Origin of the sequence: Gordonia sp. 852002-50395_SCH5434458, from assembly GCF_001665905.1 — a bacterium.
Taxonomy (GTDB): domain Bacteria; phylum Actinomycetota; class Actinomycetes; order Mycobacteriales; family Mycobacteriaceae; genus Gordonia; species Gordonia jacobaea.
Genome location: NZ_LZTC01000011.1, coordinates 1 through 18,634, shown reverse-complemented (window position 1 = coordinate 18,634; position 18,634 = coordinate 1). Strand labels below are relative to the sequence as shown.

19 protein-coding genes are annotated in these 18,634 nt (G+C 65.3%); 17 read left to right on the top strand and 2 right to left on the bottom strand.

Going from position 1 to position 18,634, the window contains the following annotated elements:
* Positions 1 to 16: 16 nt before the first annotated feature.
* The 14 genes from purN to A5785_RS01490 all read left to right on the top strand — a co-directional run bounded on the left by purN (position 17) and on the right by A5785_RS01490 (position 13,598).
* On the top strand, positions 17 to 598 hold the full coding sequence (gene purN / locus A5785_RS01555; RefSeq protein ID WP_049697901.1) for a phosphoribosylglycinamide formyltransferase: 582 nt from the start codon (positions 17 to 19) through the stop codon (positions 596 to 598).
* The gene (purH, locus tag A5785_RS01550) at positions 595 to 2,175 is read left to right on the top strand and encodes a bifunctional phosphoribosylaminoimidazolecarboxamide formyltransferase/IMP cyclohydrolase (RefSeq protein WP_049697902.1); all 1,581 of its coding nucleotides are present in this window, start codon (positions 595 to 597) and stop codon (positions 2,173 to 2,175) included. Before purN ends, purH begins: the two co-directional genes overlap by 4 nt.
* Positions 2,176 to 2,328: 153 nt before the next feature.
* Positions 2,329 to 3,072, top strand: a complete 744-nt coding sequence (locus A5785_RS01545; protein ID WP_049697903.1) for a sulfite exporter TauE/SafE family protein — start codon at positions 2,329 to 2,331, stop codon at positions 3,070 to 3,072.
* Positions 3,073 to 3,235: 163 nt separating this feature from the next.
* Positions 3,236 to 4,105 carry an ABC transporter permease gene (locus A5785_RS01540; protein WP_049697904.1) on the top strand — a complete coding sequence of 290 codons (870 nt, stop codon included), beginning with the start codon at positions 3,236 to 3,238 and terminating at the stop codon, positions 4,103 to 4,105.
* A gap of 6 nt (positions 4,106 to 4,111) precedes the next feature.
* The gene (locus tag A5785_RS01535; RefSeq protein WP_152930006.1) at positions 4,112 to 5,188 is read left to right on the top strand and encodes a taurine ABC transporter substrate-binding protein; all 1,077 of its coding nucleotides are present in this window, start codon (positions 4,112 to 4,114) and stop codon (positions 5,186 to 5,188) included.
* A gap of 37 nt (positions 5,189 to 5,225) precedes the next feature.
* Positions 5,226 to 6,056: an ABC transporter ATP-binding protein gene (locus tag A5785_RS01530; protein WP_049698092.1), complete on the top strand. Its 831-nt coding sequence runs from the start codon at positions 5,226 to 5,228 to the stop codon at positions 6,054 to 6,056.
* Positions 6,057 to 6,124: 68 nt separating this feature from the next.
* Positions 6,125 to 6,379 (top strand): hypothetical protein, encoded by a 255-nt coding sequence (locus A5785_RS23180; protein WP_156527971.1) that lies wholly within the window; start codon positions 6,125 to 6,127, stop codon positions 6,377 to 6,379.
* On the top strand, positions 6,360 to 7,298 hold the full coding sequence (locus A5785_RS01525) for a TauD/TfdA dioxygenase family protein (RefSeq protein WP_049697905.1): 939 nt from the start codon (positions 6,360 to 6,362) through the stop codon (positions 7,296 to 7,298). The genes A5785_RS23180 and A5785_RS01525 overlap by 20 nt, the downstream gene beginning before the upstream one ends.
* Before the next feature lie 408 nt (positions 7,299 to 7,706).
* The gene (locus tag A5785_RS01515) at positions 7,707 to 8,087 is read left to right on the top strand and encodes an ArsR/SmtB family transcription factor (protein WP_049697907.1); all 381 of its coding nucleotides are present in this window, start codon (positions 7,707 to 7,709) and stop codon (positions 8,085 to 8,087) included.
* The gene (locus A5785_RS01510; protein ID WP_049698093.1) at positions 8,081 to 8,569 is read left to right on the top strand and encodes an SRPBCC domain-containing protein; all 489 of its coding nucleotides are present in this window, start codon (positions 8,081 to 8,083) and stop codon (positions 8,567 to 8,569) included. The genes A5785_RS01515 and A5785_RS01510 overlap by 7 nt, the downstream gene beginning before the upstream one ends.
* Position 8,570: 1 nt before the next feature.
* Positions 8,571 to 9,143, top strand: coding sequence for a maleylpyruvate isomerase family mycothiol-dependent enzyme (locus A5785_RS01505; RefSeq protein WP_049697908.1), 573 nt, complete (start codon positions 8,571 to 8,573; stop codon positions 9,141 to 9,143).
* Positions 9,144 to 9,199: 56 nt separating this feature from the next.
* A complete protein-coding gene (locus tag A5785_RS01500) occupies positions 9,200 to 10,645 on the top strand; it encodes a sigma 54-interacting transcriptional regulator (protein WP_049697909.1) in 1,446 nt (481 codons plus the stop codon).
* 35 nt (positions 10,646 to 10,680) lie between these two features.
* Complete coding sequence (locus A5785_RS01495) at positions 10,681 to 12,681, top strand: vWA domain-containing protein (protein WP_049697910.1); 2,001 nt, start codon at positions 10,681 to 10,683, stop codon at positions 12,679 to 12,681.
* 290 nt (positions 12,682 to 12,971) lie between these two features.
* Positions 12,972 to 13,598: a DUF1707 SHOCT-like domain-containing protein gene (locus A5785_RS01490; protein WP_049698094.1), complete on the top strand. Its 627-nt coding sequence runs from the start codon at positions 12,972 to 12,974 to the stop codon at positions 13,596 to 13,598.
* A gap of 42 nt (positions 13,599 to 13,640) precedes the next feature.
* Here the strand turns inward: A5785_RS01490 and A5785_RS01485 are convergent, their stop codons facing one another.
* The gene (locus A5785_RS01485) at positions 13,641 to 14,327 is read right to left on the bottom strand and encodes a TetR/AcrR family transcriptional regulator (protein ID WP_049698095.1); all 687 of its coding nucleotides are present in this window, start codon (positions 14,325 to 14,327) and stop codon (positions 13,641 to 13,643) included.
* Positions 14,328 to 14,413: 86 nt separating this feature from the next.
* Here A5785_RS01485 and A5785_RS01480 point away from each other — a divergent pair, with 86 nt between their 5' ends.
* Positions 14,414 to 15,934 carry an MFS transporter gene (locus A5785_RS01480; protein ID WP_049697911.1) on the top strand — a complete coding sequence of 507 codons (1,521 nt, stop codon included), beginning with the start codon at positions 14,414 to 14,416 and terminating at the stop codon, positions 15,932 to 15,934.
* A 93-nt stretch (positions 15,935 to 16,027) separates the two neighbouring features.
* Here A5785_RS01480 and A5785_RS01475 read toward each other — a convergent pair whose 3' ends face one another.
* The gene (locus A5785_RS01475; RefSeq protein WP_049698096.1) at positions 16,028 to 16,966 is read right to left on the bottom strand and encodes an AEC family transporter; all 939 of its coding nucleotides are present in this window, start codon (positions 16,964 to 16,966) and stop codon (positions 16,028 to 16,030) included.
* Positions 16,967 to 17,133: 167 nt separating this feature from the next.
* On the opposite strand from A5785_RS01475, the gene A5785_RS23870 reads away from it, so the two are divergent.
* Together A5785_RS23870 and rpmF are read left to right on the top strand one after the other, a co-directional pair.
* On the top strand, positions 17,134 to 18,057 hold the full coding sequence (locus tag A5785_RS23870; RefSeq protein WP_049697912.1) for a DUF4190 domain-containing protein: 924 nt from the start codon (positions 17,134 to 17,136) through the stop codon (positions 18,055 to 18,057).
* A gap of 274 nt (positions 18,058 to 18,331) precedes the next feature.
* Positions 18,332 to 18,505, top strand: a complete 174-nt coding sequence (gene rpmF / locus A5785_RS01465; protein ID WP_005174583.1) for a 50S ribosomal protein L32 — start codon at positions 18,332 to 18,334, stop codon at positions 18,503 to 18,505.
* Positions 18,506 to 18,634 lie beyond the last annotated feature (129 nt).

Below are 18,634 nucleotides of genomic sequence, written 5' to 3'. Positions count from 1 at the left end.
CGTCCCGATCGTCGTGATGGCGTCGGGTACGGGAACACTGCTCGAGTCACTCATCGACCGTGCCGACGGCCCCGATGCCGCCTTCGAGGTGATGGCAGTAGTCGTCGACCGTGATTGCCGCGCAGCGTCGATCGCGCAACGCCACGAGATCCCCGTCATCGTGTGTCGTGTCTCCGACCACGCCGACCGCGCCCGCTGGGACGAAGCGCTGGCCGAGCAGGTGGCAGCAGTCGCGCCCGCGTGGGTGGTGACCGCAGGTTTCATGAAGATCCTGGGCCCGGCGTTCCTGTCGCGTTTCGGTGGCCGCATCGTCAACTCTCACCCGGCGTTGTTGCCGTCGTTTCCCGGCGCGCACGGCGTCGCCGACGCTCTCGAGCACGGCGTCAAGGTGACGGGCGCGACGATCCACCTCGTCGACGACGGTGTCGATACCGGCCCGATCCTCGCGCAGGCGCCGGTGATGATCTCACCGAGCGACACCGAGGAGACCCTGCACGAACGCATCAAGTCGGTCGAGCGATTCCTGCTCGCCGACGTTGTGGCGAAACTCGTCACCCGAGGAGTTGTCATCGACGGACGAAAGGCCCGGATTCCGTGAACGCAGCCACCCCCGCAGACACAGGTCGACGCCCCATCAAGCGCGCGTTGGTCAGTGTGTACGACAAGACCGACCTCGCCGATCTCGCGTCGTCGTTGCACGAGGCGGGCGTCGAACTGGTCTCGACCGGGTCGACTGCGAAAACCATTGCGGCAGCAGGTATTCCGGTGACCGAGGTGTCGGAGGTTACGGGATTCCCGGAATGCCTCGACGGACGAGTCAAGACGCTCCATCCCAAGGTGCACGCGGGCATCCTCGCCGATAGTCGCAAGGAGTCGCACGTCGCGCAGCTCGAGGAATTGGGTGTCGCACCTTTCGATCTCGTAGTGGTCAACCTGTACCCCTTCACCGAGACCGTCGCGTCGGGTGCCACGCCCGACGAGTGCATCGAGCAGATCGACATCGGCGGACCGTCGATGGTGCGCGGCGCGGCCAAGAACCATCCCACCGTTGCCGTCGTCGTCGACCCTATGGACTACGAGCAGGTCTCCGCTGCCGTTGCCGAGGGCGGATTCACGCTGACGCAGCGACGTGAGTTGGCCGCCAAGGCATTTCGGCACACCGCTGACTACGACGTCGCCGTCGCCTCCTGGATGTCGCAGGAGGTTGCGCCGGCAGCGGACGGATCGACGTTCCCCGAATGGTCCGGATTCACCTGGGAGCGTTCCGCTGTGCTGCGCTACGGCGAGAATCCCCACCAGGCCGCTGCGCTCTATCTCTCCACTGCGGCGCCCGAGGGCCTCGCGTCGGCAGAACAGTTGCACGGCAAGGAGATGAGCTACAACAACTACACCGACTCCGACGCCGCTTGGCGCAGCGCCCATGACTTCGACGCACCCGCCGTCGCAATCATCAAGCACGCCAACCCCTGTGGCATCGCCATCGGTGAGACGATCGGCGAGGCGCACCGCCTAGCCCACGCGTGCGACCCCGTCAGTGCATACGGCGGCGTGATCGCGGCCAACCGTGAGATCACCGTCGAGATGGCCGAGCAGGTCGCCGAGATCTTCACCGAGGTGATCATCGCCCCGGGCTTCGCCGACGGCGCGCTCTCGGTGTTGCAGCGCAAGAAGAACATCCGCATCCTGCGAGCCGTCCCGCCCGTGCGCGCAGGACTCGAGTTCCGTCCGGTGTCCGGTGGCCTGCTCATGCAGGATCGCGACATCCTCGACGCCGAGGGCGACAACCCGAAGAACTGGACACTCGTCGCAGGACCTCCCGCCGACCCCGACACCCTCGCCGACCTCGAATTCGCCTGGCGCGCATGCCGCTCGGTGAAGTCCAACGCCATCCTGCTCGCCAAGGACGGCGCCTCTGTCGGCGTCGGCATGGGGCAGGTCAACCGGGTCGACTCGGCGCACCTCGCCGTCACCCGCGCAGGCGAGCGGGCCAGTGGCAGCGTCGGAGCGTCGGACGCCTTCTTCCCGTTCCCCGACGGGCTGCAGGTGCTGATCAACGGTGGAGTATCGGCCGTCGTGCAGCCGGGCGGGTCGATCCGCGACAAAGAGGTCATCGAGGCCGCCGCCGAGGCCGGCATCACCCTGTACCTCACCGGTGCACGGCACTTCGCGCACTGACCTGATCTCGTCGACTGTGCGCTCCGTCGGGCCGAGTGGGCGCTCCGTCGGGCCGAGTGGGCGCTCCGTCGAGCCGACTGGGCGTCGCGTTCTGCCGACTGGGCGCTCCGTATTGCCGAGTGGGCGCTCTGTCGCGCCGAGTGGGCGTGACCGATGAGCGTGCTCGACCTCGTGCTGCTGTTCGTCGCGGGGTTCGGCGCCGGGCTGATCGGATACGTCACCGGCTTGGCGTCGGTGGTCAGCTATCCCGCCCTTCTGGCAGTGGGACTCAGCCCGATCGCGGCGAACGTCACCAACACGGTGTCGCTCGTCGCGGTGGGGGCGGGGAGTCTCGGCCAGTCCGGCAAAGTACTGCTCGCGGGTGATCGTCGGCCGCTGTACGCCGGTGTGGTCGCGTCGCTGATCGGCGGCACGATCGGCGCGATCATTCTCTTGATCACGCCCCCCGACAGCTTCAAGGTGATCGTGCCGTACCTCGTCGGTTTTGCGGCGATCGCTCTGCTCGTTCAACCACAGCTTCGACGACTCGCCTCACGTCATGCCGACCGTCCGTGGCTCTTCGTCGTCGGACTCGGCCTGATCTCCATCTACGGCGGCTACTTCGGTGCGGGCGCGGGCATCGTGCTACTCGCCCTGACTCTCGTCGTGACGAGCGAACCACTCTGGCGCGCAACGCTGTTGAAGTCTCTGTTTCTGGGCGTCGCCAATCTTGTTGCGGCCGTGGGGTTCATCATCTGGGGCCCGGTTCACTGGCCCGCGGCGATCGCGATGGCGATCGGTTGCTTGATCGGCGGTTGGTGCGGTCCACCTGTGGTCAAGCGACTGCCCGCCGGGCCCCTGCGTATCGCGGTGGGACTCGGCGGGCTCGGTCTTGCTGTGTGGTTGGCGTTCAGCTGATACCAGTCGTCGAGTCGAGATCCCTTGCGCGAACGTACGCTTGGCGCACATAATCGTCGACGTCCCCATAGAAGCGACTACCCACCACGCTACTTCGGCGGGCCTTTTTCTCACGCTGAGGAAAAAGATGGTCGCGCGCTGCCCGGACCGGTACACATAGCCGGTGACTTTGTTCGTCGACATCTCGCCCGAAGAGCAGCAGGGCGGGCAACCAGGGGTCGAGAAGACCTCGACCGGCAGTAGGCTTCGTTCTGTTGCACTGCAATTCGGTCTCCCCGTGCTCTCCGTGGTTCTGTTCCTCGCTGTCTACCAAGCCGTCGCCGTCAGCGGCGTCTGGAGCGAGACCTTCGTGCCGCGTCTCGGCACCGTATGGCACGCCTTCGTCGAAATGTCGACGACGCACAACGGCGTCGTCGGATATGCCGGTTATTACTGGTGGGAACACCTCTACATGACGCTGCGTCGTGTCTGCGTCGGTGTTGTGATCGGCGTCGCGGCGGGTGTTGTCCTCGGGCTGATCATGGGGTCGATCCCGTGGGTCCGACGACTTCTCGAGCCGTGGCTGACATTCCTGCGCGCCCTGCCTCCGCTGGCGTACTTCTTCCTCCTGGTCATCTGGCTGGGAATCGACGAGGCGCCGAAGATCACGCTTCTCGCGTTGGCCGCTTTGCCGCCGGCGGCGGTGGCGACCACCACGGCCGTCAGCGCCACGCCGGTCTCGCTGATCGAGGCTGCACGCGCGCTGGGAGCAAGCAGGCGTGAGGTGATCTCCGACGTCGTGATTCCGGCCGCACTGCCCGAAACATTCACGGGCATCAGGCTTTCGGTCGGCATCGCCTATTCGTCGGTGGTCGCGGCGGAGCTCTTCAACGGAATTCCCGGCATCGGAGGCGTCGTGAAGGACGCCAGTAACTACAACAACACTCCCGTCGTGCTTGTCGGCATTGTCCTCATCGGACTGTCGGGTCTTGTCATTGACGGAATACTTCGGATGATCGAGCACCGCCTGGTGCCGTGGCGCGGAAAGGCCTGAACAACAATGACATTCCTGACATCGAGCAAGGCTCGTCGATCGCGGCTGCGCTCGCTGGGGGTGACGGTCGGTGCTCTCGTCGGTTCGGCTGCGGTCGTGCTCACCGGTTGCTCTGTCGACAAGTCCGGCGGCGACAGCGACAAGCCGACGATTCGCCTTGCCTACCAGTCCTTCCCGAGCGGCGATCTGATCGTGAAGAACAACAAGTGGCTCGAGGACGCGCTACCGAACTACAACGTCAAGTGGACCAAGTTCGATTCAGGCGCCGACATCAACACGGCGTTCGTGGCGAAGCAGATCGACTTCGGCGCAATCGGTTCGAGTCCCGTGGCGCGCGGACTCTCCGCGCCGTTGAACATCGCCTACCAGGTCGCGTTCATCCTCGACGTCGCGGGCGACAACGAGGCGCTGGTGGCGCGCAACGGAACCGGGATCAATTCGATCGCCGACCTCAAGGGCAAGCGCGTGGCGACGGCGTTCGCATCGACCTCGCACTACAGTCTGCTCGCCGCACTCAACCACGCCGGTGTGAATCCCAAAGATGTCAATCTGATCGATCTTCAGCCGCAGGCATCGCTGGCCGCGTGGCAGCGCGGAGACGTCGACGCCGTCTACACCTGGCTGCCGACACTCGACGAGTTGCGCAAGTCCGGTAAGACCATCGTGACCAGCCGTGAGGTGGCCACCTGGGGCAAGCCGACGCTCGACCTCGGCGTCGTGTCGTCGAGCTTCGCGAAGGATCACCCCGACGTCGTCGACACCTGGCGCAAGGTCGAAGCACGCGCTCTCAAGCAGATCCACGACGATCCGCAGGCGGCGTCCAAGGCTATTGCCGCACAGTTGAATACGACACCCGAGGACGCGGCCAACCAGCTCAAGCAGGGTATCTACCTGACGAACGACGAGCTGACCTCGCCGCAGTGGCTCGGCACCGACGGTAAGCCGGGCAACGTCGCCGACAACCTGCACAGCGCCGCGGAATTCCTTGCGGAACAACAGCAGATCCCGTCGGCGCCCCCGCTGTCGACGTTCCAGAACGCGATCTACACCAAGGGGCTTCCCGGTGTCCTCACAGCACAGTGATACCAAGGTTGACGCTGGTAAGAAGGTCGACGTTGCGGTGACCGAAGGCGAAGCGTCGTCGACTCCCATTGCAGCGCAAGGCGAAGGCAGCATCAGCCTGCGCGCGGTGACCCAGCAGTACGGCAAAGGCAATGACACTGTGACGGCCGTCGGGCCCGTCGACCTCGAGGTCGACCCCGGTGAAGTACTCGTACTCGTCGGTCCGTCGGGTTGTGGCAAGTCGACGCTCCTGAGGCTGATCGCCGGATTCGAGGACCCCGCGTCGGGCGTCGTAGAGGTTTCTGGGAGCAAACCGGTGCCCGGCACCTCATCCGGTGTGGTCTTCCAGCAGCCGAGGCTGTTTCCGTGGCGCACCGTCGGAGGCAACGTCGACCTCGCTCTGAAGTACGCGGGCGTGCCGCGTTCGGACCGGCCGGTACGACGGGAGGAACTCCTCGCACGAGTCGGTCTGTCCGACACGGCGAATCGTCGAATCTGGGAGATCTCGGGTGGTCAGCAGCAGCGCGTCGCCATCGCGCGTGCGTTGGCGGGCGACACGTCGCTGCTCCTGCTCGACGAGCCGTTCGCGGCTCTCGACGCGCTGACGCGGGAGACGCTTCAGGAAGACGTCAGGACCGTTAGTGCCGAGCTGGGCCGCACGAATGTCTTTGTGACGCACAGCGCGGAGGAAGCGGCGTTCCTCGGATCGCGGATCGTCGTGTTGACGAGCCGTCCCGGTCGTGTGGCCCTCGACATCTCGTCGCCGATTCCGCGTACCGGTATCAGCGCCGACGACATCAGAGACTCCGCTGAGTACACCGTCCTGCGCACCGAGATCGCGAGCGCGGTCAAGAGTGCGGCGCGCGGCGAATCTGCTGGGAAGAAGTGAGCGTCGGGGTTTTTATCGCGCTGCGGTAAACCCTGTTCCGGCTGCTCGTCGGTGACTAAACAGGTGGTGTGAGCACAACCTCCCACCTCATCGCACCCGTCGGCACGCTTCGCGCTGCCGATCGGTGTCGACTGTGGGACTCTGTTGTCGACGGTGGGTCGGCGCGGACCACGGCCTTTCAGGAGCAGCAGGGGTACGCGCAGATGATTCACCGGATGACATGGGCAGACGGCAGCCACCACGGCTCGCCGCCGGTCTCTCTCGGACTCGCAACCACTTACGACTCCCCGAGAAGGACCCACCATGACCATTTCACTCCCTGATTCCTCACGTACCGGCGCACAAGCCCCACTCGATTCGACGCCTATTGATTCGGCGACGGTCGCGTCGGGCGTCGAGTTCGACATCGACGAATTCGGCCCTCGATTCGGCGCCGAGATCCGCGGCGTCGACGTCGCTTCGGCATCCGACGACGAGATCCGCGCCATCCGGGCCGCACTGATCGAGTACAAGGTGATCGTGCTGCGCGACCAGCACCTCGACGACGCGTCGCACGTCGAATTCGGCCGTCGCGTAGGCGATCTCACCGCAGGACATCCCGTGTGGAACAGCGGCGACGTGCCTGCCGAGGTGTACTCGCTCGACAGCACCGACAACGGTTTCGCCGACGTCTGGCACACCGACGTCACGTTCATGCCGAGACCGCCGATGGGCTCGATCCTGCGCCCGGTTGTGTTGCCGCGCAACGGAGGCGACACAAACTGGGCCGACGCCGAGCTCGCGTACGAGTCGTTGTCGGCTCCGGTACAGCGGCTCGTCGAAGATCTTTCTGCCGTGCACGACGGTAATCGAGAGTTTGGCTACTACCTCAAGCAGCGTCGGGGTGGTCGCGGAAACGTCTGGGACGGAAAGGAAGTCACCGAGTTGGTACCGGTGACCCATCCCGTCGTGCGAGTACATCCGGAGACCGGGCGCAAGTCGTTGTTCGTCAACCCGGGCTTCACATCGCATATCGAGGGCGTGTCCGATGCCGAGAGCCGGGGCATTCTCGATCTGCTGTACGCGCACCTGACAAAGCCGGAACACATTGTGCGACACCGCTGGCGCCTCGGCGACCTGGTGCTGTGGGACAACCGCAACACCCTGCACTACGCCAACCGCGACTACGGCGACAACCGCCGGGTGATGCACCGCATTACGCTCCGCGGCGACGAGCCGGTGGGCCCGCCTTCCGCTGGCTGAGCGGGCGCGGCTGTAGCGAGGATACGGGTCAGTTCGACCAGCGGGCTGGGCCCGTTTTCCGCTGGTTGAGCGGGCGCGAGCGTAGCGAGCACCCGAGTCGAAACCACCTTGGCGGGGGCAACTCGGCCAGCGGGTGGTCTCGACAGGCTCGACCAGCGGTGGCGGCTCGACCGGCGACGGGGTGGTCTCGACAAGCTCGACCAGCGGCGCGCGGCTCGACCAGCGGTGTCGGCTCGACCGGCGGCGCGCGGCTCGACCGGCGGGTGGTCTCGACAGGCTCGACCAGCGGGTTCAGCTCGACCAGCGGGTCTAGCCCCAGCACCAGCGCGCGGCGTATTCAACCAAAGGGTTGACAACCAGGCGGCGGCGTCGCACACTCGTATTCAACCAAACGGTTGAGGAGGGCGAGTGGCAGACGAGTTGTCCAAGGTGTTCGCCGCGCTGGCGGACCCGACCCGGCGTGACATGGTCGCGCGGCTCGCGGTCTCGGATGCGACGGTCGGTCAGCTCGCCGAGCCGTATGACGTCAGCATCCAGGCGGTGTCGAAGCACTTGAAAGTGCTCGAAGACGCAGGCCTGGTGACCCGCACCCGGGAGGCGCAGACACGCCCTGTCCACCTGGAAGCCGAGGTGTTCGACCTCATGACCAAGTGGATCGAGTGGTACCGCCGCGCGGCCGAGGAGCGCTATCAGCGTCTGGACGTCGTACTGGCAGAGATGAACAACGCAGAGATGCACGACGCGGTTCACCGCGACGAGTCACCGACGAAGAAAGGCAAGGCATCATGAGCACGCAGACGCGCTATCCGGAAGCCACCATCGAGGCCGACAAGGAGGTGCCGATCATTCGCATCACACGCGACTTCCGCGGCACCCCAGCACAATTGATGAGAGCGCACACCGATCCCGAGCTGTTCGTACGCTGGGTTGGCCCAGACGTGATCTCCAGTCGAATCATCGAGTGGGACGCGCGAAACGGTGGAAGTTGGCGCTACGCCGCGACACATGGCGATCAAGACCACTACTTCCGCGGTTGCTTCCACACCGTTTCCGACGACACGATCGTGCAGACCTTCACCTGGGAGGGCATGCCCGATCAGGTGGCGCTGGAGACGCTGCACTTCGAGGATCTCGGCGACGGCACGACGCGCCTGCACGCCCAATCCCTTTGTGACAGCTTCGAAGCCCGCGATGGCTGGTTGTCGTCGGGCATGGAGGTCGGGGTCAACGAGGGCTACGCCAAACTCGACGGACTGCTCGGAGAGGTCTGACATGACGACGTCGCTCACCGAGGTCAGCGCTGCCGACCGTCATCGCATCATCGCGGACGGATTCGCGGAAGAGGTTGCAGCAGTACAAGACTGGGATGCTCCGACGCCGGTCGACGGATGGGTGGCGCGCGACGTCGTCGCTCATCTCATCGACTGGTTCGCGAGCTTCCTCGACGCCGGGGGAGTGCAGCTTCCCAACGCGCCGTCTGTCGCCGACGACCCGCTCGCCGCCTGGCAGGCGCGCAGTGCCGCGATCGGCGAACTGCTCGACGGCCCGTCGTCGAATTCGGCTTTCGTGCACCCGATGGTCGGTGAGCATCGTCTCGCCGACGCGGTCGATCAGTTCTATACAGCCGACGTCTTCATGCACACCTGGGATCTCGCGGCGGCCGGGGGCAGGACCCCCGACCTCGACCCCGTCTTCGCGCAGCGCCTGCTCGACGGCATGACCGGTATCGAGGAGCTGCTGCGATCGTCGGGTCAGTACGGACCGGCGGTGCCTGTTGACGACGACGCCGATCCGGTCGCGAGGCTCGTCGGATTCATCGGGCGCGATCCCGCCTGGCGCCCTTGAGCCCTGGCGGCGAACGCAGTCGCGAACCCGGCGCCCGCACGCTCGACGGGAGTACCGTGGAGAAGGTGCCAGAGGAGAACTTCACCACATCCAACTCCCAAACCACCGAAAGTCGCCCACCCTCACCAAGAACCGTCGGCGAGTTGCGTGCCAGCGGCCATGTGCAGCGCAGTGTGCGTGACGAGATCCGCCACAACCTGCTCACCGCGCTTCGCGAGGGCGACGACCCGTGGCCGGGAATCGTCGGGTTCGAGGCGACGGTCATACCGCAACTCGAGCGTGCGCTGATCGCGGGCCACGACGTGGTCATGCTCGGCGAACGCGGCCAGGGCAAAACGCGCATTCTGCGCACACTGGTCGGCCTGCTCGACGAGTGGACGCCGGTCATCGAGGGTTCCGAACTCGGCGAGCATCCGTACGAGCCGATCACGCCGGCGTCGGTTCGACGCGCAGCCGCACTTCTCGACGAGCTCCCGATCGAATGGCGTCATCGCAGCCGGCGCTACAGCGAGAAGCTCGCGACACCCGACACGTCCGTGGCCGATCTCGTCGGCGACATCGACCCGATGAAGGTGGCCGAGGGCCGCAGCCTCGGCGATCCGGAGACCATTCACTTCGGACTCATTCCCCGTGCGCACCGCGGCATCGTCGCCATCAACGAGCTGCCCGACCTTGCCGAACGCATCCAGGTCTCCATGCTCAACGTGATGGAGGAGCGCGACATTCAGGTGCGCGGCTACACACTGCGACTCCCGCTCGACGTCCTGGTCATGGCGAGCGCGAACCCCGAGGACTACACCAACCGCGGCCGCATCATCACACCGCTCAAAGACCGCTTCGGCGCCGAGATCCGGACGCATTACCCACTAGAACTCGACGACGAGATCTCCGTCATCGAGCAGGAAGCCGACCTCACGGCGACGGTTCCGACTTTCATCACCGAGATCCTCGCCCGCTTCACCCGCTATGCGCGCGACCATCCGTCGATCGATCAGCGGTCGGGCGTCTCGGCGCGGTTCTCGATCGCGGCCGCAGAGACCGTGGCCGCCGCAGCGTTGCATCGCGCCACCGTGACCGGGGAGGACGTGCCCGTTGCGCGCGTCGTCGATCTCGAATCGGTGATCGAGGTGTTGCGCGGCAAGATCGAGTTCGAGTCGGGTGAAGAGGGGCGCGAGCTCGAGATCCTCGAGCACCTGCTCCGTAAGTCCGTCGCCGACACCGTTCGCGCACACCTCGGTGGCATCGACATGGCGCCGCTCGTCGACGCCCTGGAGAACGGAGAACCCGTTGTCACCGGCGACAGGGTCACGGCGTCGGACTTCTTGGCGTCGATCCCCTCACCCGAGACGACGGCCGGCGTCCTCGACGGCATCGCCGAGCGACTCGACGCCGAGGCGGACGGCGAGCGTGCGAGCGCACTCGAACTAGCGCTCGAGGGACTATTTCTGGCCCGTCGCATCGGCAAGGAAGCCGACGACGAGGGGCAGACCATCTACGGCTGATCTACGCCGTTCGACATCGGGCTGGACGTATACACATGGCTCAGAAGAACTTTCACCGTTCGCGCTACCAGCGGTACACCGGTGGCCCCGACCCGCTCGCGCCGCCGGTCGATCTACGCGAAGCGCTCGAGGAGATCGGCGACGACGTGATGGCGGGAGCGTCGCCGCAGCGCGCGCTCCGCGAATTCCTGCGCCGCGGAACGTCGGACATGCGCGGCCTGGACAAGCTGCGTGAGGAAGTCAACCGTCGGCGGCAGGAGCTGTTGAAGCAACGAAACCTCGACGGAACGTTCAATGAGATCCGCGAGCTCCTCGACCGTGCGGTACTCGAGGAGCGCAAACAACTCGCACGCGACCTCGACGACGACGCGCGTTTCGCCGAGATGCAGATCGGGAGTCTGCCGCCCTCGACTGCTCAGGCCGTCGAGGAACTGTCGGAGTACAACTGGCGGAGCCCGCAGGCGCGCGAGGACTTCGAGAAGATCAAGGATCTGCTGGGCCGGGAACTGCTCGACCAGCGTTTCGCGGGGATGAAGGAAGCGCTCGAGGGTGCCTCCGACCAGGACCGTGAGGCCATCTCCGAGATGCTCACAGACCTCAACAAGCTTCTCGACGCCCACAATCGTGGCGAGGACACCACTGAGCAATTCGACGACTTCATGCGTAAGCACGGTGAGTACTTCCCCGAAAACCCGCGCAACACAGAGGAACTCATCGATTCGCTCGCACAACGTGCCGCAGCGGCGCAGCAGTTTTATAACTCGTTGACGCCCGAACAACGAGCAGAACTCGATCAGCTCGCGCAGCAGGCGTTCGGCTCACCCGATCTGATGAATCAACTCGCGCAAATGGATTCGGCGTTGCGGGAGGCCAGACCGGGTCTCGATTGGGACGGCGGCGAGTCGTTCTCGGGCGATCAGCAGATGGGACTGGGGCAGGGTGCGGCGGCGCTGCACGACATCTCCGAACTCGACGCACTCTCCGAGCAACTCTCGCAGCAGTACGCCGGTGCGCGCATGGACGACATCGACCTCGACGCCCTCGCACGACAACTCGGCGACCAGGCGGCCGTCGACGCCAGAACACTCGCCGAGCTCGAGAAGGCGTTGACCGAGCAGGGATTCTTCGACCGTACGTCCGACGGCACTCTGCGCCTGAGCCCCAAGGCGATGAGGCAGTTGGGGCAGACCATCTTTCGTGACATCGCCGACCAGATGTCGGGGCGTCGGGGTGACCGACAGACCCGCAAATCGGGATTGCTCGGCGAGCCGACCGGGGCGACGCGCGAGTGGGAGTTCGGCGACACCGACCCGTGGGATGTTACGCGCACTGTCTCGAATGCGGTGCTGCGCACCATCACCGAGAGCTCCGACCCCGCGCACGCGCCGTCGGCGATGGCCCGCGACGGTGTGCACATCTCCGTGCGCGACGTCGAGGTCGCCGACACAGAGGCCCGGACACAGGCCGCCGTGGTGCTGCTCGTCGACACGTCGTTCTCGATGGAGATGGAGGGTCGCTGGACGCCGATGAAGCGGACCGCGATCGCGTTGAATCACCTGATCTCCACCAGGTTTCGCAGCGACGAGCTCGAAGTGATCGCCTTCGGACGGTATGCCCGGAGCATCGACATCGCCGAACTCACCGGGCTACAGCCGCGGATGGAGCAGGGGACCAACCTGCATCACGCACTACTGCTCGCACAGCGGCACCTGCGCAGATTTCCCAACGCGCAGCCGGTTGTCCTGGTTGTCACCGACGGCGAGCCCACCGCGCACCTCGACCCGAGCGGCGAGCCGTTCTTCTTCTATCCGCCGCACCCGCAGACCATCGCGCTCACCGTGCGCGAACTCGACCACGTCGCACGAATGGGAGCGCAGGTCACGTTCTTCCGACTGGGGGAGGACCCCGGCCTCGCGCACTTCATGGACCAGATCGCCCGCAGGATCGGTGGTCGGGTGGTTGCTCCCGACGTCGACGGACTCGGTGCCGCGGTGGTCGGAGACTACCTGCGGTCACGACGTCCGCGCCGCGGCTGATCGCGGCCCGGGGCTGATCCAGGAGAAATCAGGGGACTAGTCAGGGTGTTTCAGGGTGTTGGGCGCCGGACGCGATCACTAACGTCGACGGTATGAGCGTTCCCGCCGAACTGCCAGAGCCTGAACTGCCAGAACCCGATTCGACCGGGCATGACCCGGCAGCTCTTGAATCGACCGGGCCGGATCTGACAAAGCCTGAGCCGGCCAACGCTGAGCCCGCCAAACCTGATCTGACCAAGCCTGATCTGACCAAGCCCGGTCCCGCCCCGTACGAGACCGCCCGGTCCGAGATCGCGGCCACCGGCGACACACCCGCGCCGGATCACCGACTCAGAGCAGCCGACGCCGACCGCGAACTCGTCCACCAAATCCTCTCCGCGGCGATGACGAGTGGCGCACTGACGCCGAGTGAGTACGAGGAGCGGGCGCTGAAGGCTTCTACCGCAAAGACTTTCGGCGATCTCGATGCCTTGACCGACGATCTTCCCGTCGGGCAACTCGGCGTGCCCCTGCCGCGGCCAGGCGATCCGTACCCGACAGGTGTGACGCGTCCCGGCACGGGATCGGGACGTAAGCCGGTGCGGCATCGCCTCGCCATCATGTCCGGCTCAGAGCTGAAAGGCCATGCATCGGTTGCAGATCAGCTCGAGGCGACAGCGATCATGGGCGGTGTCGAGATCGACCTACGCGAAGTCGAGTTCACCGAACCGGTCTTGACTGTCCAGTGTGTGGCGATCATGGGTGGCGTCGACGTCATCGTGCCGCCGGATGTGACCCTCGAAGTCGGTGGTCTCGCCATCATGGGCGGATTCGAGAGCAAGGCCGATGGGCCCGGGCGTCCGGGGGCCCCGACGGTCCGTGTGACCGGATTCGCGTTGATGGGTGGCGTGGACGTGAAGCGCAAGGAGCGTCGTTGATCGCGCCCGCGCGGCGTCGCTGATCGCGCCCGCGCGGCGTCGTCAGTCGATGCGACCGTAGATCATCCGCAGGATCGCAATGGTGAGTGTGTCCAGCGCGGCGTCGTCGTCGGCAGTGGTGGCGGTTGAACTTTGTCCGTCGCCCGCCGGCGTAGTGGCCGTAGACGATGTCAGTTCACTCAGGCCCGCGTCGCGCATCACGGCCACGAGAAGTGCCAAGTCTGCTGCGGGCGGACCGTCGGGTGCCAGTCCTGCTGATCGATCGCGCTCGATCTTGGCCGCGAGTCGCTCGACGAATCGGGCGCGCGCTCTCGCGAGGAAGTCCTGGAGCGGCGCGTAACCGGAGGTGTATCCGGTCTGGGCTGCGCACGCCATGATCGATCCGTTCGTTTTCCAGATCGCGGCGACGGCGCCGAGTTGCTCGCGCAGGCCGTCGGCGTCGGGTCCGTCGGCGTCGAACCAGTCGTGAGTGCTGGCGAAGTCGTCCCAGATCCGTTCCATGAGCGTCGTGAGAACGGCCTGCTTCGACGGAAAGTAGAAGTAGAAGCTGGTTCGCGAAATGCCCGCCGCGGAAGAGATGTCGTCGATGGTGACGTCGTCGATCGGATGATCGGCGAGAAGCGAACGCATCGCGCTCAGTATCTGGTCTTCACGCTCGTCGCCTTTGGTGCGAGCACCTCTACGGCGGGCCGGGTGGGCCTGCGGTTCGTCGGGCGCCTTGGTCGTCATACATCCCATAGTAGGAAATCCGGACAATTTCGACTAGTCGTCGATAAAAATCGACGCAGCGTCGATTCTGTTCTAGATTGGCTCCTATGACACAAGCGGCAGCTCAGGAGCAGGCACCCTCGAAGGTGCGCTCGTCGACATCACTGATCGTCGTTGCCGCGGCGGCGTCCGTGCTGTTGCTCTCGATGATTCAGACCCTCGCGGTGCCCGCCCTGCCGCAGATCGGTCAGCAACTCGGCGTATCGCTGACGACGGTCGGGTGGGTGACGACGGCGACGATGCTTGCGGCGTCGGCATTCACTCCGCTGTTCGGTCGTCTCGGCGACGTCTACGGGCACAAGCGCGTGATCGTCGCGGTGCTGGTGATCACGCTGGTGGGCAGTCTCATTGCAGCACTGGCGGATTCGATCGAGTGGCTGATCGTCGGTCGAGTGTTGCAGGGTGCGAGCTTCGGGCTCTTCCCGCTCGCGATCAGCGTGTTGCGGCAAGAATTGCCCCGCGAACGTCTCACCGGCGCGATGGCGATCACCGCGTCGTCGTTGGGAGTGGGCAGCGGGCTGGCGCTTGTGGCAACAGGTCTGCTCACACAGGGAAATGCCGACTACCGTCGCATCTTCTGGCTGTGCGTCGCGATGGCGGTCGTCGTGCTGGCGCTGGTCATCTTCGCGATTCCGTCTCGACCGGGAGCGGGCGGACGCGTCGACTACTTCGGCGCGCTGGTGCTCGCGGTCGGCCTGGTGTGTCTGTTGCTGCCGACGTCGCAGGGTCATACCTGGGGCTGGGGGTCGGCGCGAGTGATCGGGTTCTATGTCGCCGCCGTCGTCGTGCTCATCGGTTTCTGGGCACTGCAGAGTCGACGCGGCGAGCCGCTGGTGTCCGTCGACTTGCTCAAGCAACGAGCGGTTCTCGCCACGAACGTTGCGTCGTTGTGTGTCGGGTTCGCGATGTTCAGCGTGTTCCTCGGCGCGACCTACTTTGTGCAGACGCCGGATGCGTTGGCGGGCTACGGGTTCGGTGCCTCGGTCCTACGGACGAGCGTCGCGTTCATGCTTCCCGGCGCGATCGTGTCGATCCTCGTCGGGCCGGTGGCGGGAGGGCTGGTCGGACGGGTGGGTCCTCGAGTCGTGCTGCTTGGCGCGACCGTGATCGGTGTCGTCGGGATGCTCATGCTGACCTTCTTGCACGAGAACACCGGTGAGATGATCGCGGGACTCATCGTTGCGAATGTGGCTGTGGCCGCGGCATATTCGGCCATGCCTGCGCTCTTGGTGGAGAACGTCGAACCGCACGAGACCGGCATCGCCAACTCGATCAACTCCATCATGCGCACCGTCGGTGGCGCGATCGGCAGTGCGGTCATCATCACTGTGCTCGCTGCCGAGGTCGCGATTCACTTCGTCGGAGGCACCGCGGTCTCGCTTCCGACGGAGAATGCCTACCGCGTGGCGTTCCTACTCGGCGCGGGTGCGTTCGCGCTCGCTGCCCTGCTTGCGCTCTTCGGGATTCCACGTCGAAGCCGGCACCACCTCACGGCACATCAGCGTGAGGAAGAGATCGCGCTCGGTGCTGCGGGCGAGTTCGCGACCGGGTCGGTCGACGTCGACTGAGCTGGTCGCGGCCCGGTTGCGCGGGACCGGCCTCAGTTGTGTGGGACGTAGAGGTACAAAAGTGCCCCCGAGGATCCCACGCAACCAGAATGGTCAGGCCAGCAACCAGGCGATTACCGCGATAACAGGGATCGACACCAGGGTGGTGAGTAGCGCGGTGTCGCGTGCGAGTACCTGCCCTCGCCGGTAGCGCGTCGCGTAGACCAGCACGTTCTGGGCGGTCGGCAATGCTGCGATCACGACCTGCGCGAACAATGTGTGTCCCGACTCGCCGAAGCCCCATCGCGCGACCACGTACACCAGCGCGGGCATGAACAGCATCTTGAGCACGGTCGCAAGCGCGACCTCGCGCCGTGGACTCTGCCCCTTCTTGAACAGAGGCACGCCAGTCAGCGACATTCCGAAGGCCAGGAGCGCTGCGGGCACCGACGCACTGCCGAGCATTTTCATCGGTTCGAGGATCGCGGTCGGCGGGTGCCACCCGATCAGCGAGACGACCACTCCGATCAGCCCTCCGATGACGATCGGGTTGGTCAGCGGGAGTCGCACGGTGTCGCGCAGCACCGACTTTCCCGCGGTGCGGTCGAGCGCCGTGACGTCGAGTACGCCCAACGCCAGCGGCGAATAGATCAGGATCTGAAACAGCAGCAGCGGTGCGATGAACGAGGCGTCGTCGAGAACGAAGATCGCTATCGGCAGACCGAGATTGACGCTGTTGACGTACGACGACGAGAGTGCGCCGATGGTCAGCTCGGGTATGTCGCGACGCCGCAGCAGCCCGCGCGCGAGCACAATATAGAGCGTTCCGGTGGCAAACGCCGAGACTCCCGCGATGACGAGCGTCGATGAGAAGATGACCGAGAGATCGGAAGTCGCCAACGACGTGAACAGCAGTGCTGGCGTGCAGACGAAGAACACCAGTCGTGACAGCACGTCATGTGCGTGTTCACCGAGGACCTGCGTGCGCCCAAGGGCGAATCCGATGGCCACCAGGATGAAGATGACGGTGAAACCGGAGACGACGCCTGACACTCGGATGAGTGTATGCAGCCGCACTTTGTGTGCTTTCACTAAGCTGGCGTCAGGTTTGGAGTGGCCTGGCCCTTTTGGGTGTGCACGGTCCCTCTAGCAGTACGGTCGGCGCGGCGATGACGCCGACGGCGAATCCCACAGAGACGAACCCAGAGAGGTGAACGCAGATGTCCACTCCGCACGGAGGTTCGAACGCATCGGATCCAGAGCGTCCCGACAAGACCCCGACCGGCTCCGACGGCACCGGTTCACCAAGTGCTGACGCACCACGGGCGACGCCGAGCGACGATGCCACCTCGCTGATCAAGCGGCCCAACCCCGCCGACTCTTCGGGATCAGGTTCGGCGGCATCGGGTTCAGCAGGATCGGGTTCGACGCCGAGCGCAGGTGCGCCTGAGTCTCCGACAACCAAGTTCGACCCGTCTGCTTACGGCCAGCCCTCACAGGGCGAGCCGACCTATCAGCCGCCCCAGTACGGTTCGACGCCGGACTATGGCTCGGGCTCGCAGGCTCCTCAGTACGGTCAGACACCCGACTACGGCCAGGCTCCCCAGTACGGTCAGACACCCGACTACGGCCAGGCTCCCCAGTACGGCCAGCCCTCGGCGCAGCCCGACTATGGCACCCCGCAGGGTTTTGGTCAGCCGTCCGCCGAGCAATCCCCGTACGGTCAGCCGGGCTACGGCCAGTCCCCGTACGGTCAGCCCGGCTACGGTCAGCAGGCGTATGGCCAGCCCGCCTATGGTCAGCCCGGCTACGGTCAGCAGGCGTACGGGCAACCCGCGTACGGTCAGCCGGGCTACCCGGCAGCGGGACAGACGACGAACGGCATGGCGATCGCGTCGCTGATCGTGTCGGTCGTCGGAACCCTTGCGTGTTGCTTCACCATCGTCGTTCCGGCAGTCGGCCTCGTGCTGGGCTTTGTCGCTCGTAAACAGATCAGTGACTCCAACGGAACCCAGACGGGTGACGGCATGGCGCTGGCGGGCATCATCGTCGGCGCGATCGGCGTGATCATCGGCGTGCTCTACTGGATTCTCGTCGGCGTGAACGCGATCAACCTGGATCTGAGCGACACCTCGACGTACTGACGGTGACAGTTCGCACCCGACGTCGGCGCCGGTCAGCTCGGTCGTTTTGGAGGTTGACCGCGCGACCGGTAGTCTAGAGAGGTTGCGTGCTGCGCCCGAGGGTTGCGTGGCACGTCCACCACGCCGGTCGACGCTCCACTCTGTGGAGAACGGACGACCTGAGGGCACGGTCCGCGAGGGCCACGGTTGCAGGTCTGCGAGGACCACAGTGACCTGTCCGCGAGGACCACAGTGACACACAGTCCGTAAGGACACAGTAGAGAAGGGCACAACCATGGCTGTACCGAAGCGCCGGATGTCGCGGGCCAACACCCGCAGCCGTCGTTCGCAGTGGAAAGCGGACAACCCCGCGCTGCAGGAGGTCAAGGTGAACGGTGTCGCTCAGCGCATCCCGCGTCGTCTGGTCAAGGCTGCGCGCGCTGGCATCATCGATCTCGACCGCCGCTGATCGCGACATAACCTCAGCGACTTAAATCCAGCACAACTGCCGCAACGTCCCAGACGTTGCGGCAGTTGTGCTGTTCTGTGAAGTACGCCGCTAGAGAAGTACGACGTGAAGGCGAGGTGCCGATGCTGC